General features: G+C 68.6%; 21 protein-coding genes. 10 read left to right on the plus strand and 11 right to left on the minus strand.

Annotated elements, in window-relative coordinates; all coding sequences use genetic code 11:
• Positions 1-11: 11 nt before the first annotated feature.
• Genes glcF through DIE16_RS07630 form a run of 3 tightly spaced genes read left to right on the plus strand, consistent with a single transcriptional unit; the run spans position 12 to position 3,887 of the window.
• A complete protein-coding gene (glcF, locus tag DIE16_RS07620; protein ID WP_124520159.1) occupies positions 12-1,232 on the plus strand; it encodes a glycolate oxidase subunit GlcF in 1,221 nt (406 codons plus the stop codon).
• A gap of 31 nt (positions 1,233-1,263) precedes the next feature.
• The gene (locus DIE16_RS07625; protein WP_044848880.1) at positions 1,264-1,668 is read left to right on the plus strand and encodes a heme-binding protein; all 405 of its coding nucleotides are present in this window, start codon (positions 1,264-1,266) and stop codon (positions 1,666-1,668) included.
• A gap of 44 nt (positions 1,669-1,712) precedes the next feature.
• Positions 1,713-3,887 carry a malate synthase G gene (locus tag DIE16_RS07630; protein ID WP_124520162.1) on the plus strand — a complete coding sequence of 725 codons (2,175 nt, stop codon included), beginning with the start codon at positions 1,713-1,715 and terminating at the stop codon, positions 3,885-3,887.
• A 51-nt stretch (positions 3,888-3,938) separates the two neighbouring features.
• Here DIE16_RS07630 and DIE16_RS07635 read toward each other — a convergent pair whose 3' ends face one another.
• Positions 3,939-4,313: a hypothetical protein gene (locus DIE16_RS07635; protein WP_124520164.1), complete on the minus strand. Its 375-nt coding sequence runs from the start codon at positions 4,311-4,313 to the stop codon at positions 3,939-3,941.
• A gap of 121 nt (positions 4,314-4,434) precedes the next feature.
• Here DIE16_RS07635 and DIE16_RS07640 point away from each other — a divergent pair, with 121 nt between their 5' ends.
• The 3 genes from DIE16_RS07640 to DIE16_RS07650 all read left to right on the plus strand — a co-directional run bounded on the left by DIE16_RS07640 (position 4,435) and on the right by DIE16_RS07650 (position 8,172).
• Positions 4,435-5,997, plus strand: a complete 1,563-nt coding sequence (locus DIE16_RS07640) for a sensor domain-containing diguanylate cyclase (RefSeq protein WP_124485985.1) — start codon at positions 4,435-4,437, stop codon at positions 5,995-5,997.
• 120 nt (positions 5,998-6,117) lie between these two features.
• Positions 6,118-7,497 (plus strand): cache domain-containing protein, encoded by a 1,380-nt coding sequence (locus DIE16_RS07645; protein WP_124520166.1) that lies wholly within the window; start codon positions 6,118-6,120, stop codon positions 7,495-7,497.
• Positions 7,498-7,527: 30 nt separating this feature from the next.
• On the plus strand, positions 7,528-8,172 hold the full coding sequence (locus DIE16_RS07650; protein WP_044848871.1) for a response regulator transcription factor: 645 nt from the start codon (positions 7,528-7,530) through the stop codon (positions 8,170-8,172).
• A 209-nt stretch (positions 8,173-8,381) separates the two neighbouring features.
• Here the strand turns inward: DIE16_RS07650 and DIE16_RS07655 are convergent, their stop codons facing one another.
• A complete protein-coding gene (locus DIE16_RS07655) occupies positions 8,382-8,978 on the minus strand; it encodes a phospholipid-binding protein MlaC (RefSeq protein WP_124485984.1) in 597 nt (198 codons plus the stop codon).
• A 329-nt stretch (positions 8,979-9,307) separates the two neighbouring features.
• Between DIE16_RS07655 and DIE16_RS07660 the strand changes: the two genes are divergently transcribed.
• Together DIE16_RS07660 and DIE16_RS07665 are read left to right on the plus strand one after the other, a co-directional pair.
• Complete coding sequence (locus DIE16_RS07660; RefSeq protein WP_124520168.1) at positions 9,308-11,941, plus strand: MMPL family transporter; 2,634 nt, start codon at positions 9,308-9,310, stop codon at positions 11,939-11,941.
• The gene (locus DIE16_RS07665) at positions 11,934-12,938 is read left to right on the plus strand and encodes a VacJ family lipoprotein (protein ID WP_124485982.1); all 1,005 of its coding nucleotides are present in this window, start codon (positions 11,934-11,936) and stop codon (positions 12,936-12,938) included. The genes DIE16_RS07660 and DIE16_RS07665 overlap by 8 nt, the downstream gene beginning before the upstream one ends.
• A gap of 112 nt (positions 12,939-13,050) precedes the next feature.
• On the opposite strand, the gene DIE16_RS07670 is transcribed toward DIE16_RS07665, so the two are convergent.
• The 5 genes from DIE16_RS07670 to DIE16_RS07690 form a co-directional block, all read right to left on the minus strand.
• Positions 13,051-13,758, minus strand: a complete 708-nt coding sequence (locus DIE16_RS07670) for a phosphorylase (protein ID WP_082088758.1) — start codon at positions 13,756-13,758, stop codon at positions 13,051-13,053.
• 3 nt (positions 13,759-13,761) lie between these two features.
• On the minus strand, positions 13,762-15,735 hold the full coding sequence (gene shc, locus DIE16_RS07675; protein WP_124485981.1) for a squalene--hopene cyclase: 1,974 nt from the start codon (positions 15,733-15,735) through the stop codon (positions 13,762-13,764).
• Between the two features lie 15 nt (positions 15,736-15,750).
• Positions 15,751-17,004, minus strand: a complete 1,254-nt coding sequence (gene hpnE, locus DIE16_RS07680; protein ID WP_044848865.1) for a hydroxysqualene dehydroxylase HpnE — start codon at positions 17,002-17,004, stop codon at positions 15,751-15,753.
• A 4-nt stretch (positions 17,005-17,008) separates the two neighbouring features.
• The gene (gene hpnD / locus DIE16_RS07685; RefSeq protein WP_044848864.1) at positions 17,009-17,857 is read right to left on the minus strand and encodes a presqualene diphosphate synthase HpnD; all 849 of its coding nucleotides are present in this window, start codon (positions 17,855-17,857) and stop codon (positions 17,009-17,011) included.
• Positions 17,858-18,105: 248 nt separating this feature from the next.
• Complete coding sequence (locus DIE16_RS07690) at positions 18,106-18,438, minus strand: hypothetical protein (RefSeq protein WP_044848863.1); 333 nt, start codon at positions 18,436-18,438, stop codon at positions 18,106-18,108.
• 216 nt (positions 18,439-18,654) lie between these two features.
• Between DIE16_RS07690 and DIE16_RS07695 the strand changes: the two genes are divergently transcribed.
• A complete protein-coding gene (locus DIE16_RS07695) occupies positions 18,655-19,539 on the plus strand; it encodes an alpha/beta fold hydrolase (RefSeq protein WP_124520170.1) in 885 nt (294 codons plus the stop codon).
• Positions 19,540-19,637: 98 nt separating this feature from the next.
• On the opposite strand, the gene DIE16_RS07700 is transcribed toward DIE16_RS07695, so the two are convergent.
• Genes DIE16_RS07700 through DIE16_RS07710 form a run of 3 tightly spaced genes read right to left on the minus strand, consistent with a single transcriptional unit; the run spans position 19,638 to position 21,578 of the window.
• Positions 19,638-20,594, minus strand: coding sequence for a diguanylate cyclase (locus DIE16_RS07700; RefSeq protein WP_124520172.1), 957 nt, complete (start codon positions 20,592-20,594; stop codon positions 19,638-19,640).
• On the minus strand, positions 20,591-21,217 hold the full coding sequence (locus tag DIE16_RS07705) for a chemotaxis protein CheC (protein ID WP_124520174.1): 627 nt from the start codon (positions 21,215-21,217) through the stop codon (positions 20,591-20,593). Before DIE16_RS07705 ends, DIE16_RS07700 begins: the two co-directional genes overlap by 4 nt.
• The gene (locus DIE16_RS07710; protein ID WP_040138947.1) at positions 21,210-21,578 is read right to left on the minus strand and encodes a response regulator; all 369 of its coding nucleotides are present in this window, start codon (positions 21,576-21,578) and stop codon (positions 21,210-21,212) included. Before DIE16_RS07710 ends, DIE16_RS07705 begins: the two co-directional genes overlap by 8 nt.
• A 467-nt stretch (positions 21,579-22,045) precedes the next feature.
• On the opposite strand from DIE16_RS07710, the gene DIE16_RS07720 reads away from it, so the two are divergent.
• Positions 22,046-24,289: a hybrid sensor histidine kinase/response regulator gene (locus DIE16_RS07720; RefSeq protein ID WP_124485975.1), complete on the plus strand. Its 2,244-nt coding sequence runs from the start codon at positions 22,046-22,048 to the stop codon at positions 24,287-24,289.
• A 45-nt stretch (positions 24,290-24,334) separates the two neighbouring features.
• On the opposite strand, the gene DIE16_RS07725 is transcribed toward DIE16_RS07720, so the two are convergent.
• Positions 24,335-24,889 carry an NADPH-dependent FMN reductase gene (locus DIE16_RS07725; RefSeq protein WP_044848764.1) on the minus strand — a complete coding sequence of 185 codons (555 nt, stop codon included), beginning with the start codon at positions 24,887-24,889 and terminating at the stop codon, positions 24,335-24,337.
• Positions 24,890-24,961: the final 72 nt, after the last annotated feature.

The raw sequence follows: 24,961 nt of genomic DNA on the forward strand, positions 1-24,961 counted from the left end.
GAACCGCCGATATGCAAACCAATCTCAGCGAAGCCAGCAAGGCCCTCGACCGGGCCGACGAAGCGGAAGCGATCCTGCGCGCGTGCGTGCACTGCGGTTTCTGCAATGCGACCTGCCCGACATACCAGGTGCTCGGCAACGAGCTCGACGGGCCGCGCGGACGCATCTACCTGATCAAGCAAATGCTCGAAGGCGAGCCGTGCGGCGAGCGCACGCAGCAGCATCTCGACCGCTGCCTGACGTGCCGCAACTGCGAGACGACCTGCCCGTCCGGCGTGCGCTATCACACGCTGCTCGACATCGGCCGCGCGGAAGCCGAGAAGCGCGCGCGGCGGCCTGCGCGCGAGCGCCTGCTGCGCGCGGGCCTGCGTCACGTGGTGCCGCGGCCGGCAACCTTCGCCGCGCTGCTGAAGGCCGGCCGCGCGCTGCGCCCGCTGTTGCCCGGCACGCTGCAGGACAAGATTCCGGCCGCCGTGCCCGCCGCCACGCCGCGCCCGCCGGTACGCCATGCGCGGCGCGTGCTGATGCTGGAAGGCTGCGTGCAGCCTTCGCTGTCGCCGAACACGAACGCGGCCGCCGCGCGCGTGCTCGACCGCCTCGGCATCAGCGTGACGCCCGCGCGCGAAGCCGGCTGCTGCGGCGCGACCGAATATCACCTGAACGCGCAGGATGCCGGGCTCGCGCGCGCACGCCGCGACATCGACGCGTGGTGGCCTGCGATCGAAGCCGGCGCGGAGGCGATCGTGCTGACGGCGAGCGGCTGCGGCGCGTTCGTGAAGGAATACGGCGACCTGCTGCGCTCCGACCCCGTCTATGCGGACAAGGCGCGGCGCGTCAGCGCGCTCGCGCGCGACCTCGCGGAAGTGATCGCGGCCGAGCCGCTCGACGCGCTGGCCGAGTCGACGCGACGCCGCGTCGCGGTCCACTGCCCGTGCACGCTGCAGCACGCGCAGCGGCTCGGCGGCGCGGTCGAAAGCATCCTGACGCGGCTCGGCTTCGATCTGACGAATGTCGCCGACGGCCATCTCTGCTGCGGCTCGGCCGGCACCTATGCGCTGACGCAGCCCGAACTCGCGGCCAGGCTGCGCGACAACAAGCTCGACGCGCTCGAAGCCGCGCGGCCGGACCTGATTGTCACGGCCAACGTCGGCTGCCAGACTCACCTGAACGGCGCGGGCCGCACGCGCGTGCGCCACTGGATCGAGCTCGTCGACGACCGACGGGTCGACTGATTCCACCGACCGCTGATTCCGGAGGAACATGATGCAAACCAAACCCGAACTCCAGCTCGCCGACGCCGAACGCATGCTCGCGGCCGCCCGCGTGGAAGCCGCACGGCACGGCTGGGCCGTATCGATTGCCATCGTCGACGACGGCGGCCACCTGCTCGCGTTCGCGCGCCTGGACGGCGCGTCGCCGGCCAGCGCCGTCATCGCGCAGGACAAGGCGCGTGCGGCGGCCCTCGGCCGGCGCGAGACGAAAGCGTATGAGGATATGATCAACGGTGGCCGCACCGCGTTTCTCAGCGTGCCGCTGACGGGCTTGCTCGAAGGCGGCGTGCCGGTAGCGTTCGACGGCCGGATTGCGGGCGCAATCGGCGTGTCTGGCGTAAAGTCCGAGCAGGACGCGCTGATCGCCCGCGCCGGCGTACAAAGCGTCGCGACATGAGTCAGCCAAGCCGCGCGCGAATTTTTTCCCCGGGAGGAATCACGATGATCGACCAAGCAGGACTGCAAGTCGCGCCAGCGCTGAGCCAGTTCATTGAAAACGAAGCACTGCCGGGCACCGGTATCGACAAGGCCGCGTTCTGGAGCGGTTTCTCGGCCCTGGTACACGACCTCGCGCCGCGCAACCGCGAGCTGCTCGCGGAACGCGACCGCCTGCAGCAGGAACTCGACACGTGGCATCGCGCGCACCCCGGCCCGGTGCGCGACCATGCCGCGTTTCGCGCATTTCTCGAAGAGATCGGCTACCTCGTGCCGGTCCCGTCGAACGTCGCGGCAGCCACCGCGAACGTCGACAGCGAGATCGCGACGCAGGCCGGCCCGCAGCTCGTCGTGCCGCTGTCGAACGCGCGCTATGCGCTGAACGCCGCGAACGCACGCTGGGGCAGCCTGTACGACGCGCTGTACGGCACCGATGCGCTGCCCGAGGACGGCGGCGCCGAGCGCACCACGGCATACAACCCGACGCGCGGCCAGCGCGTGATCGACTACGCGCGCGGCGTGCTCGACAACGCGGCGCCGCTCGCGAGCGGCTCGCACCGCGACGCGCTGCGCTATCGCGTGGAAGACGGCCAGCTCGCCGTCGAAACCGGCAAGGGCGTCGTGCACCTCGCGCAGCCGGCACAGTTCGTCGGCTACCAGGGTGCGGCGGGCGCGCCGTCCGCGATCCTGCTGAAGCACAACGGCCTGCACCTCGAGATCCAGATCGACGCGTCCACCCCCATCGGCCGCGCCGATCTCGCGAACGTGAAGGACGTCGTGCTCGAAGCCGCGGTCAGCACGATCATCGACTGCGAGGATTCGGTCGCGGCGGTCGACGCCGACGACAAGGTCCAGCTCTACCGCAACTGGCTCGGCCTGATGCAGGGCACGCTGGTCGAGGAGGTTGCGAAGGGCGGCAAGACCTTCACGCGCCGCCTGAACGCCGATCGCGAGTACACCACGCCGGCCGGCGGCACGCTGGTGCTGCACGGCCGCTCGCTGCTGTTCGTGCGCAACGTCGGCCACCTGATGACCAACGGCGCGGTGCTGGACCGCGACGGCAACGAGATTCCGGAAGGCATCCTCGACGGTGTCGTCACGACGCTGTGCGCGCTGCACGACCTGAAGGCCAAGCGCAACTCGCGCACCGGCTCGATCTACATCGTGAAGCCGAAGATGCACGGCCCGGTCGAAGTCGCGTTCGCCGACACGCTGTTCGCGCGCATCGAGGATCTGTACGGCCTGCCGCGCAACACGCTGAAGATGGGCATCATGGACGAGGAGCGCCGCACCAGCGTGAACCTCGCCGCCTGTATCGCGGCGGCCGCCGCGCGCGTCGCGTTCATCAACACCGGCTTCCTCGACCGCACCGGCGACGAGATGCACACCGCGATGGAAGCGGGCCCGATGATCCGCAAGGGCGACATGAAGTCGTCGGCGTGGATCCAGGCGTACGAGCGCAACAACGTGCTCGCGGGCCTGTCGGCCGGCCTGCGCGGCCGTGCGCAGATCGGCAAGGGCATGTGGGCGATGCCGGACCTGATGCACGCGATGCTCGAGCAGAAGATCGCGCATCCGCGCGCCGGCGCGAACACCGCGTGGGTGCCGTCGCCGACCGCCGCGACGCTGCACGCGCTGCACTACCATCTCGTCGACGTGCAGGCCATCCAGCAGGAACTCGAGAAGACGCCGTACGCAAGCGAGCGCGACACGCTGCTCGAAGGGCTGCTGACCGTGCCGGTCGTCGAGCGCGCCGCCTGGAGCGAGAGCGAAATCCTGAGCGAGGTCGAGAACAACGCGCAGGGCATTCTCGGCTACGTCGTGCGCTGGGTCGAACAGGGTGTCGGCTGCTCGAAGGTGCCGGACATCCACGACGTCGGCCTGATGGAAGACCGCGCGACGCTGCGCATCTCGAGCCAGCACATCGCGAACTGGCTGCGCCACGGCGTGATCACCGAGGCCTTCGTGCTCGACGTGTTCAAGCGGATGGCGCGCGTCGTCGACCAGCAGAACGCCGGCGACCCGAACTATCGCCCGATGGCGCCCGGCTACGACCAGTCGACCGCGTTCAAGGCCGCATGCGCACTGGCGCTGCAGGGCACGTCGCAGCCGAGCGGTTATACCGAGCCGCTGCTGCATCGGTTCCGGCTCGCGTACAAGGCGCAACAGCACGGCGCGTAAGCCTTCGCATGCGGGCTTTCCCGCATGCGGTTTTCACGAAGCGGGCAGCCATTACGGCTGCCCGTTTTTACATTCGAATTCATGCAAACGCTGAAACGGATAATCGATCCGAATCGCACGATTTAAGGTTCCGCGTCCGCCTGCCGTTAAAGCATGTAAATCGGCGACGGCGGTATGCGCGCTGCCCCCTCCTGGCGCAAAGCCTTGCGCTGCAACGTTCCCCACGCGACTGGCAAGTCTCTGCCAGGGCGATAATTTGATCCGGATCAACGGTCCGCAACATTTTCCGCGTGCACGAATGCGCGCGTTATACTCGGACCAATCCGCGCCGCCCGATTCGTCGGATCGTCGAATCGCGGCAACTCTTGCCGGTGAGCAGGTGATGCAGCGGTTTATCCGGCCGCCATCGCCGATCATCGGCATCATGTTCCAGATCGGTCGGGCGGAATGCGCACCGGGGGGTGCATTCCGGATCATCGCCGGCAAATCATACGAACAATCGCATCGGCCCGCCGCCCCGGCGACGATGCCCATCGATCCACGGACCATGGCAGAAACCGACTACGCAATGCCCAGCGAATCCGGCCTGACAAGCCGCGTCGCCGCCCAATTGCGCCGGTTCCTGCTGCCGCACCTGATCTTCTATTCAGGGCTGCTGATCGCACTGATCCTGTTGTTGCTGTGCGGCATCCTGCTGTACGAAGGCCGGATCGACGCACGCGATCGCGCGCGCACCACCCAGCAGAACATCGCGCTGATGGCGTCGTGGGACATCGAGCGCAACATCGAGTTCTATGCGCTGTCGCTGCAGGCGGTCGTCGAAGGCGAGAACGATCCCGCGGTCCTCGCGCTGCCGATGCCGCTGCGCCGCCAGGTGCTGTTCGATCGCGCGACGACGGCCAAGTATCTCGGCGGCATCTACGTGCTCGACTCGAACGGTGACATCGCGGTCGACGGCAAGAGCGACGTGCCGCGCAAGGCCAACTTCGGCAACGAGTCGTACTTCACGGTGCACCGCGACAACCCGGACGTCGGCCTGTACGTCAGCGACCCGTACCGTTCGCGATTGCGCGGCGGCTCGCCGAGCATTGCGCTCAGCCGGCGGATCACGCGGCCCGACGGGTCGTTCGGCGGCGTCGCCGTGATGTCGATCCGGCTCGAATATTTCCAGGACCTGTTCTCGCGCCTCTCGCTCGGCGATCGCGGGTCGATGGCGCTGATCAATACGAAGGGCCTGATGCTCGCGCGCCAGCCTTACGATCCGGCGATCGTCGGCCGCAACATCAGCAAGGCCAGCACGTTCCGCCGGTTCATGACCGCCAACGAAGGGAGCTTCGCCGATACCGCGTCGATCGACGGCGTGCGGCGCCTGTACGTGTTCCGGCACCTCGACCACCTGCCGCTGATCATCATGGTCGCACGCTCGGAGGCGGACACCTACGCCGCCTGGTACGACCGCGCGATCCCGATCGGCTCGGCGATGGCCTTGCTCGCGCTCGGCTTCGTCGGCCTGTCGATGCTGCTCGACATCCAGCTGCGCAAGCGGCACCGCGCGGAAACCGAGCTGGAAGCGCTCGCGCGCACCGACGGCCTCACGGGCCTCGACAATCGCCGGATGCTCGACGTCACGCTCGCGCGCGAATGGCGCCGCGCGGCGCGCTCGCAGCACGCGCTGTCGCTACTGTTCGTCGACGTCGATCACTTCAAGCGCTACAACGACACGCAAGGCCATCAGGCCGGCGACGATGCGCTCGCCGCGGTTGGCCGCTGCATCGCCGGATGCCTGCGCCGCCCGGCCGACTATGCAGCGCGCTACGGCGGCGAGGAGTTCGTCGTGGTGCTGCCGGACGTCGACACGCCCGGCGCCGTGACGATCGCCGAATCGATCCGCACCGCCATCCTCGATCTCGGCATCCTGCACGACACGGATGCGTCGGACCGCCTGACCGCGAGCATCGGTGTGACGACCTGCTATCCGGAACTCGACGACAGCATCCAGGCCGCACTGAAGCTCGCCGACGACGCGCTGTACCGCGCGAAGGAAGGCGGGCGCAACCAGGTCGTCGTGCAGACGGCCCCGTCCGCCGAGCGCACGCTGCGGCGCGCCTGAGCCACGGCTGGCCGCCCGGCCGCCACAGCGCCGGCCGCGGGCGAAATCGCCGACAATGTCGGCTCGCCCGGCCGCCGCGCGACACGCGCGCCCGCCGGCTCGCGCCCGCTTCACACCACCATGAGACTCAAGGCAAAGATTTTCCTTCTGGCCATCGTGCCGTTCCTGCTCGCGATCGCCGGCATCGGCTTCGGCGTGCGCCAGCAGGCGACGTCGCTCGCGCGCACGCAGCACGCGACGATCCAGGCCGCCTACCTGTCGAGCAAGGAAGTCGAGCTGAAGCATTACGTCGAACTCGCGACGAGCGCGATCATGCCGCTGTACGACGCGAGCGGCCGCAATGCGCGCGACGACGGACTGCTGCGCACGCAGGCGCTCGCGATGCTGCAGAAGATGGATTTCGGCCCCGACGGCTATTTCTTCGTATACGACCTGCACGGCAATGCGCTGATGCATCCGCGCGAGCCCGAGCGCGTCGGCCACAACTACTGGTCGATGCGCGACCCGCAGGGCGCGCTGACGATCCAGCAGCTGATCAGCGCCGCGTCCCACGGCGGCGGCTACGTGCGCTACACGTGGCAGCGGCCGTCGACGGGCAAGCCCGCGCCGAAGCTCGGCTACGTCGTCGCGCTCGAACGCTGGGGCTGGATGGTCGGCACCGGCATCTATCTCGACGATGTCGACACCGCGCTGCAGCGCATCGACGCGCGCGCGTCCGCGAACATCGAGCGCACGATGAGCTGGCTCACCGCGATCGCGCTGACCGGCGCGGCGGCGATCGCCGTCTGTGCGCTGGTGCTGAACGTCAGCGAGTCGCGCAGCGCCGACGCGAAGCTCAAGCAGCTCGCGCAGCGCGTCGTCGAATCGCAGGAGCAGGAGCGCGAGCGGCTGTCGCGCGAGCTGCATGACGGGATCAGCCAGATGATGGTGTCCGCGAAGCTGATGCTCGAATCCGCGCTCGCGCGCTTCGAGCGCGGCACCGCGCGCATGCCTGAGGCCGAGCAGGCGCTCGCATCGGGCGTCGGGCGGCTCGGCGACACGCTGCGCGAAGTGCGCCGCATCTCACACGCGCTGCGCCCGGCGATGCTCGACGATCTCGGCCTCGCCGCCGCGCTCGAGCAGCTCGTGCGCGAGCTCGGCGCGGAAAGCGGCATCGACATCGGCTATACGCAGGTGGCGCACAGCGGCGCGCGGCCGCTGCCCGCGCCGGTCAACACGGCGCTGTTCCGGATCGCGCAGGAAGCGCTCAGCAACATCGTGCATCATGCGCAGGCATCGCGCGCGGCCGTCACGCTCGACGTCGGCGCGCATGCCGTCACGCTGACCATCGCCGACAACGGCTGCGGCTTCGACGCCGAGCGTACGCAGACCGACGCGCGCCGCGGCATCGGGCTGCGCAACATGCGCGAGCGGCTCGACGCGCTGGGCGGCATGCTGACGATCACGTCGCAGGTCGGCCACACCGTCGTAGCCGCGCGCGTGCCGCTGCGCGCCGCCTGAACACGATCCCCATAACCGGAGACCTTGCCCATGAGTGCCCCCGACACCGCCCGGCCCGCTGCCCGACTGCTGCTGGTCGACGATCATCCGCTGGTGCGCGACGGCCTGCGGATGCGGCTCGAGGCGGCCGACCTGTCGGTGGTCGGCGAAGCCGGCAACGCGGACGAGGCGCTTGCGCTCGCCGCGTCGCTCGAGCCCGACCTCGCGCTGATGGACGTCGGCATGAACGGGATGAACGGCATCACGCTCGCCGGCGTGTTCCACGAGCGCTTTCCGGGGATTCGCGTGCTCATGCTGTCGATGCACGACAACATCGAATACGTGACGCAGGCCGTGCGCGCCGGCGCGAGCGGCTACCTGCTGAAGGATTCGCCCGCGAGCGAGATCGTGCGCGCGATCGGCTCGGTGCTGGCCGGGCAGACGTTCTTCAGCGAAGGGCTCGCCGCGCGGATGATCCAGGCGAGCGCGACCGCGTCGCCCCTCGACCGGTTGACGCCGCGCGAGCGCGACATCCTCGATGCACTGGCCGAGGGGCTGTCGAGCAAGCAGATCGCGCAGCAGACGGGGCTGTCGGTCCGCACGGTGGAAACGCATCGGCTCAACCTGAAGCGCAAGCTCGAGATCGAAGGGCAGGCGGAGCTGATCAAGTTCGCGGTCGAGCATCGGCGGCGGTAGGGCGGCGACGTGCGGCGCCGCAAAAGGCACTCTGCGCGTCGGTCACATTGATCAGCTCTACGATGCTGTTTTTTCTCGCTTCGCATGTGATTCGCCGAGTCGGCATCGCGCAGTGGAATCACCGCTCGACCGCTCGACTGACCACGAACGAAAAAGGCGCCCGGAGGCGCCTTTCACTCATCCAAAATCCAGACTGCGCGCAGCGACGCTCAATTCGTCCGCGAATTGTGCTTCTGCAGATACGCGATCAGGCCGTCGATCCCGCCCGACGCGAGCTGGCTCTTGAACTGCCCTTGGTAGACCTGGATCAGCCACGCACCCGACATGTCGATGTCGTAGATCTTCCAGTCGCTGCCGACCTTGCCGAGACGGTAGCCGACCGACTGGCTGTCGCCCGGCGTCGTGACCGTCGACTGCACCAGCGCATCGGCACCCGACGCGCCGCCGGCCTTGAACGAGAACTTCGCGTCCTGGCTGCCGAGCTGCGCGAGCGACGCGGCATAGGTACGCGTCATCAGCAGCTTGAACTGCTTGTACAGCTCCTGCTGCTGTTGCGGCGTCGCCTGCTTCCAGGCATCGCCGACCGCGATGCGGGTCGTGCGCTCGAAGTTCGTCGCGGGCAGGAAGCGCTGCTCGACGACTTGCGTGACTTTTGCCATGTCGCCGCCGCGCGCACCCGGATCGGCCTTCATCGCGTTGACGGTGCCTTCGACCGCATTACGGACGATGTCGACCGGCGCGCTCTGCGCGAAAGCGGAAACCGACACGGCGGCCGCCGCGACGAAAGCAAACAGATGACGTTTCATACGGATATTCGCACTCGGTGAAAAAAACGGACGGCGGATTGCATCGATCGCATCGGCCGGTGGGTCGAAGTATAGCGGCCCGGCGGCCCGCCTGCCGTGCGGTGACCGACTGTTACCTTTCAGCCCCTTTTGTCACAGGGTGCCGGCCGCTGCGCGATCGGTGCCGATTATGTCAATTTCCGCCGCCCATTCGTCCGACGATTCGCGGCGATTCCCTCCCGGCGCAGCAAATATCCTTCCCGCCCCTTTACGCTCCAACGTGGCGACCGACGTCACGTGGCGCCGGTATACTCTTTGCCTTGTCCTTGCCAGCCCCTCCCCACCGCCACATGGTGACTTCTCTCATCGTCCGACTCGTCGCATTGTCGGTACGCCGCCCCGTCTGGGTCGTCGTGCTGTCGCTCGTCATCGCCGTCTTCAGCGGCGTCTACGTCGCGCAGCACTTCAAGATCAACACGGACATCAGCAAGCTCGTCGACGCGGAACCGCAGTGGGCCGCGCTCGGCCAGGCCGTCGACAAGGCCTTCCCGCAACGCAACGGCACGATCCTCGCGGTAGTCGAGGCACCGGCCCCCGAATTCGCGACGGCCGCCGCGCACACGCTCACCGAAGCCCTGCGCAAGCAGGCCGACGCCGGCCGCATCGGCCAGGTCGCCCAACCCGGCGGCGGCCCGTTCTTCGAGCACAACGGGCTGCTGTTCCTGTCGCCGCAGGAAGTGTCGGATACGACGTCGCAGCTCGCGAGCGCGCGGCCGCTCGTCAACGAACTCGCGAAGAACCCGAGCCTGACCGGGCTCGCGACCACGCTGTCCACCACGCTCGGCCAGCCGCTCCTGACCGGCCAGGTGAAGCTGCCCGCGATGGCGAAGCTGCTCGCGCGCAGCGCCGCGACGGTCGACGACGTGCTGGCCGGCAGGCCCGCCGCGTTCTCGTGGCGCGGGCTGGTCGACAGCGATGCCGCACGCCAGCCGGCACGCGCGTTCGTCACGGTGCAGCCGGTCGTCGACTATGGCGCGCTGAAGGCCGGTGCCGAAACGACCCGGGTGATCCGCGACACGGCGAAAGCGCTCGGCATCGAGCAACGCTACGGCGCGGTCGTGCGCCTGACCGGCGAACAGCCGCTCGCCGACGACGAATTCGCGTCGGTGCAAGACGGCGCCGCGCTCAACGGCGTGCTCACGCTGCTCGCCGTGCTCGTGATCCTGTGGCTCGCGCTGCGCTCGAAGCGGATGATCGGCTCGGTGCTCGTCACGCTGTTCGTCGGCCTCGTCGTGACGGCCGCGCTCGGCCTCGCGATGGTCGGTTCGCTGAACATGATCTCGGTCGCGTTCATGGTGCTGTTCGTCGGCCTCGGCGTCGACTTCTCGATTCAGTACGGCGTGAAGTACCGCGAGGAACGCTTCCGCGATCCGCGCATCGATCACGCGCTGGTCGGCGCCGCGCACTCGATGGGCATGCCGCTCGCGCTCGCCACCGCGGCGGTTGCGGCGAGCTTCTTCTCGTTCATTCCCACGGCCTATCGCGGCGTGTCCGAGCTCGGCCTGATCGCGGGCGTCGGGATGTTCGTCGCGCTGCTGACCACGCTCACGCTGCTGCCCGCGCTGCTGCGCCTGTTCGCGCCGCCGGGCGAATCGAAGACGCCGGGCTTTCCGTGGCTCGCCCCCGTCGACGACTTCCTCGATCGCCATCGCAAGCCGATCCTGATCGGCACGCTCGCGGTCGTGATCGGCGCGCTGCCGCTGCTCGCGTTCCTGCACTTCGATTTCAACCCGCTGCACCTGAAGGATCCGAACAGCGAATCGATGGCGACGCTGCTCGCGCTGAAGGATTCGCCCGAAGCGGCCGTCAACGACGTCACGCTGCTCGCGCCGTCGCTCGCCGAGGCCGACGCGGCCGCGAAGCGCCTCGACGCGCTGCCGGAAGTCGGCCGCACGACGACGCTCACGACCTTCGTGCCGGCCGACCAGCCGGCCAAGCGCGCGGCGATCGCCGCGGCCGCGAGCGAGCTGCTGCCCGCGCTGACGCAGCCGGCCGCGCCGGCCGCGACCGATGCGCAGCGCGTCGCCGCGCTCAAGCGCGTGTCGGACCTGCTCAGCTACGCGGCGGAAGATCACCCGGGCCCCGGTGCCGCCGCCGCGCAGCATCTGTCGGCGTCGCTCGCGAAGCTGGCCGCCGCCGACAGCGCGGCGCGCGATCGCGCCGAACGCGCGTTCTCCGACACGCTGCGCATCGCGCTCAACCAGCTCGCGACGCTGCTGCAACCGCAGGACATCACGCGCGAATCGCTGCCGCCGCAGATCGTGCGCGACTGGGTCGCGCCGGACGGCCACGCGCTCGTGCAGATTTCGCCGAAGGTGCCGAAGGGCGTCGACCCGAACGACGACACGATGCTGCGCCGCTTCGCGAAGACGGTGAAGGCGGCGGAACCCGGCGCGACCGGCGGGCCGATCTCGATCCTGCATTCGGCCGACACGATCATCAACGCGTTCCTGCACGCGGCGCTGTGGTCGATCCTCTCGATCACGATCCTGCTGTGGATCACGCTGCGCCGCTTCGGCGACGTGCTGCGCACGCTGGTGCCGCTGCTCGTGTCGGGGCTCGTCACGCTCGAGATGTGCGTCGTGCTCGGCATGTCGCTGAACTTCGCGAACATCATCGCGCTGCCGCTGATGCTCGGCGTCGGCGTCGCGTTCAAGGTGTACTTCGTGATGGCGTGGCGCGCAGGCCAGACGGGCCTGCTGCATTCGAGCCTCACGCACGCGGTGCTGTTCAGCGCCGCGACGACCGCAACCGCCTTCGGCAGCCTGTGGCTGTCGCATCATCCGGGCACGTCGAGCATGGGCAAGCTGCTCGCGCTGGCGTTGACCTGCACCCTGATCGGCGCCGTGGTGTTTCAGCCCGTCCTGATGGGCAAACCGCGCGTCAAACGCGCCAAGAACCAATTGCAAGGAAACAATGAATAAGGTGCGAATCATTGCGGCGACCGTCGCTGCCAGCGCAGTGCTGAGCGGCTGCGCGACGGGCCCGAACCGCAACCCCAACGACCCGCTCGAGCCGATGAACCGGGCGATGTACAAGTTCAACGACACGGTCGACACGAACATCGCCGTGCCGATCGCGAAGGGTTACCAGAAGATCACGCCGACGCCCGTGCGTACCGCGATCAGCAATTTCTTCTCGAACCTCGGCGATCTCGGCAACATGGCGAACAACCTGTTGCAGCTGCGCATCACCGATGCAACGCAGGACCTGATGCGCGTGGCGATGAACTCGGTGTTCGGCGTCGCCGGCCTGATCGACATCGCGACGCCGGCCGGGCTGCCGAAGCATCACCAGGATTTCGGGCTGACGATGGCGCGCTGGGGCATGCCGTCCGGCCCGTACCTCGTGCTGCCCGTGTTCGGGCCGAGCACGATCCGCGACGGCGTCGGCCGCGCGGTGGACGTCCGCTTCAACCTGCTCAACTACATCGAGCCGGCCGTGCGCAATCCGATGTACATCGCGCAATTCATCAGCGCGCGTTCGGATCTGCTCGGCGCGACCGATCTGCTGAAGCAGGCGGCACTCGATCCGTACTCGTTCGTCCGCGATGCGTATCTGCAGCAGCGCAAGTCGCTGACGTATCACGGCCAGTCGGCGTCGGCCGCGCCGCCGAACTACACGGAGCCGGGTGAAGCGGGGGCGGTGCCGGCGGCCACGCCGGCCGTGCCGGGCTTGCCGAACTACGAGGATCCGGGCGAGTCGGGCGGCGCGCCGAACAACGCGCCGGCGGCGCCGGGCTTGCCGCAGTACGACGATCCGGGTGCGGACGGCGCGATGCCCGCGAGCGCGCCTGCCGCGGCCTCGGCCGCTGCGCCCGTGGCGGCGCCGAGCGGGGCGACGACGGCGCCGGCCTCCAACGGCGCGCCGATCGCGCCAGCGATGCCGACCCTGCCCGCGAGCGCACCGGCCGCGCAGTAACGCGGCACGGAACCCGCCGACAAGCCGAAGCGCGCTGCATCACGCAGCGCGCTTTTTTTGTGCGTCCGGAAAACGGGAACGGAAGGGGGAGAGGAGAAGCGGCGAACGCCGCTCAGACGATCCGCATCGCGCCCGCACGCTCGAATGCGTGCCGCGCCTGGATCAGCGTCGTGCGTGCCGCGCGCGCGTCGCCCGCGACCTGCAGCAGCGGGCCGAGCTGCGACGGCTGCTTCAGCAGTTCGCGCAGGATCGGCAGGATGGCCGTGCTGCCGTCGTCGCGCAGGCCGGCCGTCGCCGCGCGCGGCAGCGTGCGCCACGCCGGGTCGACGATCGCGCGGCACACCGCGAACGGTACGCCGCGCGACGCCGCGAAGGCCGCGGCGATATGCGATTCCATGTCGACGGCGAGCGCGCCCTTCGCGCGATGCAGCGACGTCTTTTCCTGTTCGCTGACCACCGGCGCGCCGACCGCCGCCATCGTGCCGCGCGTGACGCGTGCCCATACCGGCGTGTCGTGCAGTGCGGCGACGAGCCGCGCGCTCCAGCCCGGATCGGTCTGCACGCGGCCGAACGGCCCGTCGATCGCGTCCGCGATCACGAGCGCGCCGGGTGCGAGATCGGGCGCGAGCCCGCCTGCCGTGCCGAAGCTCACGATGCCCGCGCAACCGCGCGCGGTCGCCTCGGCCAGCGCACGCTCAAGGCGGTCGGCCCGCGCGGCAAACACGGCCTCGACGCCCTGACCGCGCGCGATGCGCGCCTCGAACGCCATCCCCGTGACGGCGATGACGGGCAACGTGCCGTTGTGCTGCGTCGGCGCCACGCGTTACATCCCGACCGTCACGCGCGTCGCGTTGGCGCGCTTCAGGTTGCGATAGCGCGCGAGCGCCCACAGCGGGAAGAACTTGCGATAGCCGTGATAGCGCAGATAGAACACGCGCGGGAAGCCGGTTGCCGTGAAGCGCGTCTCGTCCCACAGGCCTTCTTCGTTCTGCTGAGCGATCAGGTAGTCGACGCCGCGTGCAACGGCCGGGTTGTTCACCTCGCCGGCCGCCATCAGGCCGAGCAACGCCCAGGCCGTCTGCGACGCGGTGCTCGGCGCCTGCTCGAAACCGCGGTAATTCAGCTTGTAGCTGTCGCCGTCCTCGCCCCAGCCGCCGTCCTTGTTCTGGATCGACAGCAGCCACTGCGCGCCGCGCTTCATGCGCGGATCGTCCGGCGTCAGGCCGGCCGCGTTCAGCGAGCACAGGGCCGTCCACGTGCCGTACACGTAGTTCATCCCCCAGCGGCCGTACCAGCTGCCGTCCGGCTCCTGCTCCTTCAGCATGTAGTCGAGCGCGCGACGGGCCGGCTCGCTGTTCAGCGGCGTCTCGCCGAGCTGCGACAGCATCGACAGGCAGCGGCCCGACACGTCGGCGGTCGGCGGATCGAGCAGCGCACCGTGATCGGAGAACGGAATGTTGTTCAGGTAGTACTGCGTGTTTTCCGGTTCGAACGCGCCCCAGCCGCCGTCGCTGCTCTGCATGCCGACGACCCATTCGCGCGCGCGCGCCATCGAGTCGCGATACGTGTCCGTCTGCCTGAGCTTCTGCGCGCGGTCCATCGCCATCACGACCACAGCCGTGTCGTCGACGTCAGGGTAGTGCGCGTTCGCGTACTGGAACGCCCAGCCGCCGGGCCGCACGTGCGGCCGGCGCGAGATCCAGTCGCCGCGCACGTCGAGGATCTGCAGCGGGCGCAGCCAGTCGAGGCCGCGCAGCACGGCTTCCTCGGCACGCGCGTCACCGGTTTCGAGCAGCGCATGCGCGACGAGCGACGTGTCCCACACCGGCGACAGGCACGGCTGGCAATACGCTTCGTCCTCGTGCACGACGAGCAGTTTCTCGAGCGCCTTGCGCGCGATCGCGCGGTTCGGATGATCTTCCGCATAGCCGAGCACGTCGTACATCATCACCGCGTTGGCCATCGCCGGATAGATCGCGCCGAGGCCGTCCTCGCCGTTCAGGCGCTCGTCGATGAACGACACGGCCTGGCGGATCGCGCGTTCGCGCGTGTAGTTCGGGAACAGGCCGTCGACCGCGCGCAGCGCATGGTCAACCACGCGGAAGAACGCGAACCAGCCGGGGCTCTGGTGGCCCTGGCGCGGCAGCAGGCCGGCGTTGACGGGCGGGTCGATGAACAGCTCGTCGATGCGCACGCCGCGCGGGTTCTTTGCGATCGGGCGCTTCGCGTTCAGCACCAGCAGCGGCACGATCACGGTCCGCGCCCAGTACGACACCTTCGACAGGTGGAACGGGAACCACTGCGGCAGCAGCATGATCTCGACCGGCATCATCGGCACCGCGCGCCACGGAATCGCACCGTACAGCGCGAGCTGGATGCGCGTGAACACGTTCGACATCTCGGCGCCGCCCATCGCATGGATCGCACGGCGCGCACGCTGCATGTGCTCGGCGTTCTCGTCGTCGCCGATCACCTTCAGCGCGAAATACGCCTTCACGCTCGCGCTGATGTTCGGCGCGCCGTCGGTGAACAGCGGCCAGCCGCCGTCGGCCTGCTGGATGCGGCGCAGATACTTGCCGATCTTCCGTTCGAGCTCGAGATTCGGCGTCTCGCCGAGATAGTGGACGAGCAGCACGTATTCGGCGGGAATCGTCGAATCGGCCTCGAGTTCGTAGACCCAGTGTCCGTCCGCGTTCTGCGCGGCCAGCAGCGCGTCGGTCGCGCCGGCGACGGCCGCGTCGAGCCCGGCCGGCACGGTGCCGGCGGACAGGGTGGCCATTTCGGTGAGATCGTTCATCGGTCCCTCTGTTGCTTACTGTGTCTGGAGCACGTCCGCGGCCAGCTGGCCGGAACGGATCGCGCCCTCGATCGTGGCGGGCAAGCCGGTGGCAATCCAGTCGCCCGCCAGCACGAGATTGGTCCAGCGCGTACGCACGGCCGGACGTTTCATTTCCTGCGACGGCACCGCCGCAAACCCCGCGCGCGGCTCGACCACGAGCTGCCACGCCGGCATGGTTTCCGGGTTCGCGCCGGTCACGCGCGCGACGTCTTCCCAGATGCGCCGCGCGAGCGCATCGCGCGGCATGTCGAGCCAGCGGCCCGCGTCGCGGATGGTCGCCGCGAGCGGACCGCCGCCGGTGCGCACCGCGTCGACGACGCCGTTGACGACGGTCGTCTGCAGCGGGCCGTCGGCCGGTGTATCGACCGCGAAATACGCGGTCACGACCGCACTGAACGTGTCGGGCGCGGTGAGATCCGGGACGAGCGGCTGCGCGACCTCGGGCGGCACGGCCAGCACGACCGCGTCGCCCGGTGCGAGATCGACGCGCTCGCCGCCGATCGCGACCGCATCGACCGCGTTGCCGTGCGCGCCGAATTCGAACGCATCGAGCCGCGAATTCAGCCGGATCTGCGCGCCGCCGTGCTGCAGCATCCGCAGCGCCGGTTCGACGAATGCGCTGCCGAGCCCGTGGCGCGCGACGAGCGGGCGCCATCCGGGGCCGCCCGCGGCAAACGTGCCGCACAGCGCCGCGCGCGCGAGTTCGGCGCTCGCGTGGCGCGGCTCGACGTTCAGCACCCCGAGGAAATACGGCCGCAGCCAACGGTCCCACAGCACGCCGTCGCAGCGCATCGTCTGTGCGAGTGAGCGGCCGGTGCGCGCGAACGCGAGCGAGGCCAGCGCAAGATAATCGAGCGGCGTGGTGCCCGGCGCGCGCGATGCGGCGTCGAACAGCCACGACGGCCAGCGCCCGTTGCCGAAACGCAGCGTCCAGCGCTGCTGCGACGCGACGTCGACCACCGGACATTCAGGCAGCGCGGGCCCCGTGAGCCGATCGGCCGCGCCGATCGCGCGCAGGTAGCGCTGGGTCGCGGATTGCCCCGCGAATACCTGATGCAGCCCGCTGTCCAGCGTCGTGTTCAGCACGCCGTCGAACCATGAGCGGCAGCGGCCGCCCGCATGCGCATGCGCGTCGTGCAGCACGATGCGCCGCCCGCGGCGTTGCAGCTCGACGGCGGCCGACAGCCCCGCGAGTCCTGCACCGATCACGTGGACGGTTCTGGGCATCGGCTCAGAACAGCGCGTAGCGCGCGGCGATCATCAGCATGCGCGCCTTCGGCTTGCGCAGCGGCGCGCGCGGGGCGGCGAAGCCGCGCGCGATCGCGGCCTCCAGGATGCAGCGATACGCGCCCGACATGATGCGCGGCGCCTTCACCTGCGCACGCGTGCACGTATCCATCACGGCGTCCGCTTCGCGGAAGTGCTCGAGCGCGCGCTCGACGAGCGTCGCGCATACGCGCGGCAGCGCCGGATCGCGCACGATCGTCGCCGGATCGGTGATCGCGATGCCTTCGCGCGCGAGCAGCTCGCGCGGCAGGTAGCAGCGGTTGATCGCCGCGTCGTCGTCGATGTCGCGCAGGATGTTCGTCAGCTGCAACGCGCGGCCGAGGTGGTGCGACAGCTTGATGCCTGCCGCCTCCGGGATCCCGAAAATCCTCACCGACAGCCGGCCGGCCGCGCTCGCCACGCGATCGCAGAACAGGTCGAGCGTCGGTTCGTCCGGCGCACAGATGTCCTCGGCGGCGTCCATCGCCATCCCGTCGATCATCGCGTGGAAGTCCTCGCGCTTCAGGTCGAACGCGCGGATCTCGCGCTCGAGCGCGACCAGATGGCGCGGCGGCTGGCCGGCGAAGCACGCATCGATGTCCGCGCGCCAGCGATCGAGGCCCGCGTTGCGCTCGGCGCGCGGCAGGTCGCTGTCGGCGATGTCGTCCACCGCACGGCAGAATGCATAGACCTGGAACATCGCGTCGCGCTGCACGGCCGGCAGGATGCGCATCGCCAGATAGAAAGAACTGCCCGATGTGACGGCAGCGGCGTCGGTTTCTTGTTCGTCCACGACGAGATTGGAAACGGCCAAGACGAGCTCCACGGAGACACCCACGCGGGGCGATTGAAGAAGCCATGCCCGGCTGGGTTGGTCAGGGCGTCAAATGCGTGCGAGATATGCGAACGATCGACGCAGACAGGCACAAATTACCGGCCGGAAGCCGGAATTGGGCGAAAGTATAGCAATCTTTGACGTTCGATGGCGGACACCGCCGCGCCCGGGGGCCCGCGCGGGGCTTGGGAGACCGGCCGCGGCGGGGAGCGGCGCCGCGCCGCCCGTCAGCCGTAGACGATGTCGCGCTGCAGGTCGAGCGCGATGAGCCCCATTTCGCGGGTCAGCTGCAGCATCGAGCGGCGTTCGAGCCGCGAGCCCATGAAGCTCGTCACGCGCCCGTCGGGCTCCGCCGTGAACTGGAACGACGGGCCGCCGGTGCCGAACCACGCGCCCGGCACGTCGGGCGATTCCTGCCAGTCGATCTGCTCGAATACGCGCGCGATCCCCGCGCGCACCATGTCGCTCGGGCCGATCGGCGGCGCGGTCTCGCCCAGGTCGTCGAGGGAATAGGGGCCGGGTTTGTCCGGCCGCCGGTAGAAGAGGTAATCGACGTTCATGGGGCGCAATCGGGAGCAAAGCGTCAAATTAGCGCGCTTCGGCGCAAATTCAAATCAGATCAAGACGAAATGTGGCCTGTACGAGACAAAAGCGCCGCATCGCGAGAGCCGGTGCGCGCCCGCGCACGCCCGGGCCGTGCGTTCATGCCGGGGCGCGCAGCTTCGTCGACGCGGCTTCGTCTAAGATGAACATCTTTCTCAAAAAACACGGACACCATGGAGACGAACGTAACCGCCACCGCGCCATCCGACCATCCCGTTTTCGTGCTGGTGCACGGCGCGTGGCACGGTGCGTGGTGCTACGCGCACGTCGCGGCCGCGCTGGCCGCGCGCGGCTACCTGTCGATCGCGCGCGACCTGCCCGCGCACGGCATCAACGCCCACTTTCCCGCATCCTATCTCGAACGGCCGCTCGACAAGGACGCCTTCGGCGCCGAGCCGTCGCCGGTCGCGAACACCACGCTCGACGATTACGCGACGCAGGTGATGCAGGCCGTCGACGACGCGTATGCGCTCGGCCGCGGCAAGGTCGTGCTCGTCGGGCACAGCATGGGCGGCCTCGCGATCACGGCCGCGGCGGAGCGTGCGCCGGAGAAGATCGCGAAGATCGTCTATCTCGCGGCGTTCATGCCCGCGTCGGGCGTGCCGGGCCTCGACTACGTGCGCGCACCCGAGAACAAGGGCGAAATGCTGGGCCCGCTGATGCTCGCGAGCCCGCGCGTCGCGGGCGCGCTGCGGATCGATCCGCACAGCGGCGATGCCGCGTATCGCGGGCTCGTGAAGCGCGCACTGTATGACGACGTGCCGCAGGCCGACTTCGAGGCGGTGGCGAACCTGATGACCTGCGACGTGCCGGCCGCGCCGTTCGCGACCGCGATCCCGACGACCGTCGCACGCTGGGGCGCGATCGATCGTCATTACATCAAGTGCCTGGCCGATCGCGTGATCCTGCCCGCGCTGCAGCAGCGCTTCATCGACGAAGCCGACGCGTTCGTGCCCGGCAAGCCGACGCACGTGCACCAGCTCGACAGCAGCCATTCGCCGTTCGTGTCGCAGCCGGCCGTGCTGGCCGGCGTGCTGGCGGATATCGCGAAAAGCTGACGGAGGCGCGGCACGCGCGGTGTGCGGTGTGCGGTGTGCGGTGTGCGGTGTGCGGTGTGCGGTACGCCGCAGGTAACCGCGCTGCGGCCGCGCCGCGCTTACGCGTATGCGATCGACCGGTCGCGCCCGAGCCGCTTCGCGCGATAGAGCGCGGTATCGGCCTCGTTGACGAGCACGTCGCACGCCAGCGCGCCGGCCGTCGCGCACGCGCCGCCGACGCTCGCCGTCACCGGCACGCTGACGCCTTCCGCGTCGACTGGCGTGCTGCCGATCGCGTAGCGCACCTTGTCCGCTACCCGCATCGCTTCGTCGAGATTCGTGCACGGCAGCAGCAGCGCGAATTCCTCGCCGCCGAAACGGCCGAACGTATCCTGCGCGCGCACGATCGACGCGACGCGGCGCGCCGTCTCGCGCAATACCGCATCGCCGGCCGCATGCCCGAACCGGTCGTTGATCGTCTTGAAGTGGTCGAGGTCGAACAGCAGCACCGACAGGTCGCCGCCGTAGCGCTGCCAGCGCGCGAACTCGTCACTGAGCCGCGCCTCGAAGAAGCGCCGGTTCGCGATGCCGGTGAGGCCGTCGAGATTCGCATGCTCGCGCAGCTTCGCGACCGCCTCCTCGCGCTCGCGCTGCATCACGCTCACGTGCGTGACGTCCGAGATCGTCACGCACACGGCCTCCACTTCGCGGCCGCGCGTGAGCGGCATGAACGTGCAATCCTGCTGCATGTAGTCGACGCCGCCCGTGATCGGCCGGTCGTGCTCGAAGCGAAACAGGTAGGGCCGCTGCTCCCAAGAGCTGAACGCGAAGCTGCCGAGCTGGAACACGCTCTCGAGCTTGCGCTCGAGCCACGCGCGCGGCAGCGCCGGAAAGCAGTCGAACAGGTTGCGGCCGATCACCTCGGCGGCCGGGATGCCGCTGTGGTCCTGCATGAAGCGATTCCACATCAGCACGGTCATCGCGCGGTCGAGCACGAACAGGCCGAAGCCCACCCGTTCGATCACGAGATCGCTCAACGACGCGGCAGTGGCGGTGGCGGCGGCGGTCGCGTTCATAGCGCGGACAGCAACGCGTCGAGCGCTTCGCCCATCAGCCGGATCGAGTCCTCGGCCATCAGCATCACGAAATGTGCGCGGAACGCGTGATCCTCGAGACCGAAGTTCACTTCGAGCAGCAGCGCGACGCTCCAGGCCAGCGCGGTCGGCTGGAACACGTCGTCGAACGACACGTTCGCGCCGAGCAGCCCCGGCGGGAAAAACACGGGCTTGCGGCCGAGCTCGTCGAGGATCGACGCGACGCATGCGCTCATCAGCACGTTCGAGACATCGAACACGAGTTCGTCCTGCGTGGCCATGCCGGCATACACGCCGTCGCCGAACGTGCGCTCCATCAGCGACATGAGCCGCGCGACGCCCGCGCTGCGGCACAGCACGATCGCCTCGCCCTTGATGTCGGAACGGAATCCCTGGCGCACGGCCGTCACGTTTTCGTGGATGCCCGTCATCTCGCGCAGCGCGTCGCCCGCATCGGCGGCCTTCACGACGCGCACGCGCGGTACCGACAGCTCGATGAAGTGCCCGAGCAGCAGCGCGAGCCGTGCGGCGGCACGGCCCATCGCGAGGTTGGCGATTTCCTGCAACGCGTCGCGTTGCTCCGCCGTGAACACCGATTCAGGCATACAACCCATACTCCTTGAGAATGGGCAGCAACGCCTCCGACGTCACGGGCTTGGCAACGAATGCGATCGCGCCCAACTCGCGCACGCGTGCTTGCGCCTGCGGCTGGATATCGGCGGATACCACGATCACGAACGTGTTCAGGTCTTCGTGGCGCAGTGTCTCGAGCACCTGATAGCCGTTCATGTCGGGCATCGTCAGGTCCAGAAACATCACGGAAGCCTTGCCGTCACGATAGAGCGCCAGGGCCTCGCGACCATTCGCCGCATACGCGACGTCGACGTCCCAGTCTCCCGGCAGTGCCTTTGTCAGAAGTTTGCGAGCGAGCAAGGAGTCGTCGGCGATCACGATCGGCAAAGGCATGGCGGCGAAGCGGTATACGGAATGGTCTCTCTCGCGTTAACGACCGCGCGGCGCGCTTCTTTAGGCGCCATGCGATCAAGCGCGGCCACCGCCGTGCGGCCGCGCGCGGGCGCCGCGGCGCGAGGCACGCGACACACCGCGCCGCAAACGCCGGCGGGCGCATATATCTGTCATGGGGAAAGCAAGGCGCGATTCTCTGAGTAAACCGAAGGCGGTGCAACTCGCCATTTTCACCATTTCGAACAAAATCGCTTCATTCGCCCGGCATTCCGAAAACAGCCGCGACCATTTTCGAGATAAGCACGCAAAATTTTTCTTTGTGTACGTTTGCGCTGCCGGATTCATAGCGTTTTCAAACTTTCACCGTGCCCCTGTCGGAATCACCAGGTTGCACATCGGTGCGGCGGTACGGCGCACGTGCGCAACTCGTTTATGATGGAACACCTCCGCTTCACCCGCTTTCTTCGATGACGTCCGAACGTCCCGCCGACTCCCGCACGCACACCGCACCGCCCGCCGACGACTGGCAGGACGACGGCAACTATGCGTCCGGCGCGCCCGAGCACGATTTCGCGGTCCGGCGCGTGACGCTGATCGTGCTGCTGGTCGCGGCGATCGTGCTGCCGTGCATCTACGTGTCGGTCATGGCGTACAACGACCTGAAGGCCCGCGAAGCCGCGGCGAGCGACGTGACGATGCGCACCGTGCGCGTCGCCGAGGAACATGCGCTCAAGGTGTTCGACCTGAGCGAGACGCTCGATGCGCGCATCGTCGACCTCGTGCAGGACATGGACGACGCCACCGTGCGCCGCCACGAATCCGACATCCACGAAGCGCTGAATACGATCGGCGGCGGCTATCCGCAGGTGGCCGCGGTGTCGATCTTCGGTGCGAGCGGGATGCTGCTCGCCAACAGCCTCTACTATCCGGCGCCCTATGCGTCGATCGCGAACCGCGACGACTTCGCCGGCATCCGCGACGGCCGCGTGATCGAACACATCTCGAAGCTGATGATGGGGCCGCTCAAGCTCGAGAACATCCCCGTGTTCAACACGGGCGTCGCGCGACGCCATAGCGACGGTTCGTTCGCCGGCATGGTGTCGATCGCGCTGAAGTCGTCGTATTTCAACGCGTTCTACCGCGACCTGCTCGGCGGCGCGGCCACCCCGATGACGATGGCGCTCGCGCGTTCCGACGGCGCGGTGATCGCGTCGTATCCGCCGCCGCCGTCGCTCGCGCACACCGATCTCACGACCACCTTCGGCAACGCGCAAAGCGATCCGCGCGCGGGCGTCGTGCGGGTGCGCCACGACGGCGCCAGCAGCGAGATCGTCGCGTACCGCCAGGTCGGCAGCTACCCCGTGTACGTGACCTGCGCGTACCGCACGTCGGCGATCTGGCGTGAATGGTACGAACACCTGAGCGTGCTGTTCATCTCGATGTTCGCGCCGTCGATCGCGCTGTGGTCGGTGATCTGGCTGTCGCTGAAGCGGCTGAAGGCGGAAGAGGAGGCCTGGGACCGCTGGCAGGCCGAAGCGTCGATGCGACGCTCGATCGAATCCGCGTACCGGCAGTCGCGCAAGATGCAGGCGCTCGGCAACCTGGTCGGCAGCGTCGCGCACGACTTCAACAATCTGCTGATGATCATCTCGAGCAACGTGCAGATCGCGCGGCGACGCGGCGTCCAGCATCTCGACAAGGAACTCGGCGCGATCGAACGCGCGCTGAAGAACGGCCAGTCGCTCACGCGCCAGTTGCTCGGCGTCGCGCGCAAGCAGCCGCTGCACAGCGAGACAATCGACGTCGGTCAATGGCTCGGCACGTGCCGCGAACTGCTGAAGACGTCGCTCGGTTCGAAATCGCTGCTGGTCGTCGCGATCGAGCCCGGCGTATGGCCGATCCGGGTCGATGTCGCGGAGCTCGAGCTCGCGGTGATCAATCTCGCCGTCAACGCGCGCGATGCGATGACGGTCGGCGGCCGCTTCACCGTCGGCGCGCGCAACGTGACGCTGCGCCGCGAGGACGGCTTTCCGCTGACCGGCGACTTCGTGCAGATCTCGCTCGACGATACGGGCTCGGGCATGCCGCCCGACGTGCTCGCGCGCGCGTTCGAGCCGCTCTTCACGACGAAGGCGCAGGGGATGGGAACGGGGCTCGGGCTGCCGCAGGTGTTCGCGTTCTGCGAGCGCTCGGGCGGACTCGCGACGATCGACAGCGCGGTCGGCGCCGGGACCTCGGTGCGCCTCTACCTGCCGCGCGCACGCGTCGAGGACATCGTCGCGCGACCGCAGGCCGCCGTGCACGACGCGGGCGGGCTTGCCGGCCTGCACGTGCTGCTGGTCGAGGACAACAGCGAAGTCGCGGCCGGCACCGAGGCGCTGCTCACGCTGCTCGGGCACCGCGTCACCTATGCGCCCACCGCCGACGACGCACTGCGCCTGATCGAAGGCGCGGCCGCGAACGACGCATTCGACCTGGTGATCTCGGATATCCACATGCCGGGCCGCCTGAACGGCATCGATCTCGCCGAAGCGATCGACAAGCGGCCGGGGAAGCTGCCCGTGATCCTCGTCACGGGTTACGCGGAGGAACTCGACCGCACGCGTACCGTCGACGTGCGCGTGCTGTCGAAGCCGTTCGACATCGCGCTGCTCGACGAGATCCTGCTCGGCATCCGCGAAGCGCGCGACGCACGGCACGCCGGCGCCTGACCCGCGGCATGCGGGCCGGTGCCGGCGGCGACAAGGAAACGGCGATCAGGCCGCCTTCAGCACGCGCACCCAGTCGACGTAGCGGTCGACGAAACCCTGCAGGAACTTGCGGGTGTCTTCGCTGACGATCTGGCCCTCGTCGTCGATACGCGCCGGGTCGTGCTTGATGAACATTTCCGGCTGGCCGAGCGTCTTCACGTCGAGATACGCAAGCACGTTGCGCAGGTGCTGCTGCGCGAGCGCGGTACCGGTCGCACCCGGTGACGTGCCGAGTACCGCACCCGGCTTGCCGGACCACGAGTTGTGCCCCCACGGGCGCGAGCCCCAGTCGAGCGCGTTCTTCAGCACGCCCGGGATCGAGCGGTTGTACTCGGGCGTCACGAACAGCAGCGCGTCGGCCGCCTCGATCGACTGCTTGAAGCGCTTCGCGACTTCCGGAAAGTCCGCGTCGTAGTCCTGGCTGTAGAGCGGCAGTTCGCCGATCTCGACGAATTCGAACGAGAAATCGGCGGGGGCGAGCGAGATCACGGCTTGCGCGAGCGCGCGGTTCCAGGAACCGCGACGCAGGCTGCCGACGACGACTGCAACACGATAGGACATGGCTTTCTCCTTCCGGTGAGTAAGGAATCGGGTCGATTGATTCTGGACAGGCGACAAAGGTCTGTTTATAGG

Source organism: Burkholderia sp. Bp9090 (assembly GCF_003857985.1).
In the GTDB taxonomy this organism is placed as follows: domain Bacteria; phylum Pseudomonadota; class Gammaproteobacteria; order Burkholderiales; family Burkholderiaceae; genus Burkholderia.

Coding starts and splice junctions, on each gene's coding strand:
- DIE16_RS07665 (WP_124485982.1), top strand. CDS start 11,934: ATGAATAAGGTGCGAATCATTGCGGCGACCGTCGCTGCCAGCGCAGTG.
- DIE16_RS07690 (WP_044848863.1), bottom strand. CDS start 18,438: ATGAACGTCGATTACCTCTTCTACCGGCGGCCGGACAAACCCGGCCCC.
- DIE16_RS07650 (WP_044848871.1), top strand. CDS start 7,528: ATGAGTGCCCCCGACACCGCCCGGCCCGCTGCCCGACTGCTGCTGGTC.
- DIE16_RS07625 (WP_044848880.1), top strand. CDS start 1,264: ATGCAAACCAAACCCGAACTCCAGCTCGCCGACGCCGAACGCATGCTC.
- DIE16_RS07695 (WP_124520170.1), top strand. CDS start 18,655: ATGGAGACGAACGTAACCGCCACCGCGCCATCCGACCATCCCGTTTTC.
- DIE16_RS07700 (WP_124520172.1), bottom strand. CDS start 20,594: ATGAACGCGACCGCCGCCGCCACCGCCACTGCCGCGTCGTTGAGCGAT.
- DIE16_RS07640 (WP_124485985.1), top strand. CDS start 4,435: ATGGCAGAAACCGACTACGCAATGCCCAGCGAATCCGGCCTGACAAGC.
- DIE16_RS07645 (WP_124520166.1), top strand. CDS start 6,118: ATGAGACTCAAGGCAAAGATTTTCCTTCTGGCCATCGTGCCGTTCCTG.
- hpnE (WP_044848865.1), bottom strand. CDS start 17,004: ATGCCCAGAACCGTCCACGTGATCGGTGCAGGACTCGCGGGGCTGTCG.
- glcF (WP_124520159.1), top strand. CDS start 12: ATGCAAACCAATCTCAGCGAAGCCAGCAAGGCCCTCGACCGGGCCGAC.
- DIE16_RS07705 (WP_124520174.1), bottom strand. CDS start 21,217: ATGCCTGAATCGGTGTTCACGGCGGAGCAACGCGACGCGTTGCAGGAA.
- DIE16_RS07710 (WP_040138947.1), bottom strand. CDS start 21,578: ATGCCTTTGCCGATCGTGATCGCCGACGACTCCTTGCTCGCTCGCAAA.
- DIE16_RS07660 (WP_124520168.1), top strand. CDS start 9,308: ATGGTGACTTCTCTCATCGTCCGACTCGTCGCATTGTCGGTACGCCGC.
- DIE16_RS07630 (WP_124520162.1), top strand. CDS start 1,713: ATGATCGACCAAGCAGGACTGCAAGTCGCGCCAGCGCTGAGCCAGTTC.
- shc (WP_124485981.1), bottom strand. CDS start 15,735: ATGAACGATCTCACCGAAATGGCCACCCTGTCCGCCGGCACCGTGCCG.
- DIE16_RS07635 (WP_124520164.1), bottom strand. CDS start 4,313: ATGATGCCGATGATCGGCGATGGCGGCCGGATAAACCGCTGCATCACC.
- DIE16_RS07720 (WP_124485975.1), top strand. CDS start 22,046: ATGACGTCCGAACGTCCCGCCGACTCCCGCACGCACACCGCACCGCCC.
- DIE16_RS07725 (WP_044848764.1), bottom strand. CDS start 24,889: ATGTCCTATCGTGTTGCAGTCGTCGTCGGCAGCCTGCGTCGCGGTTCC.
- DIE16_RS07655 (WP_124485984.1), bottom strand. CDS start 8,978: ATGAAACGTCATCTGTTTGCTTTCGTCGCGGCGGCCGCCGTGTCGGTT.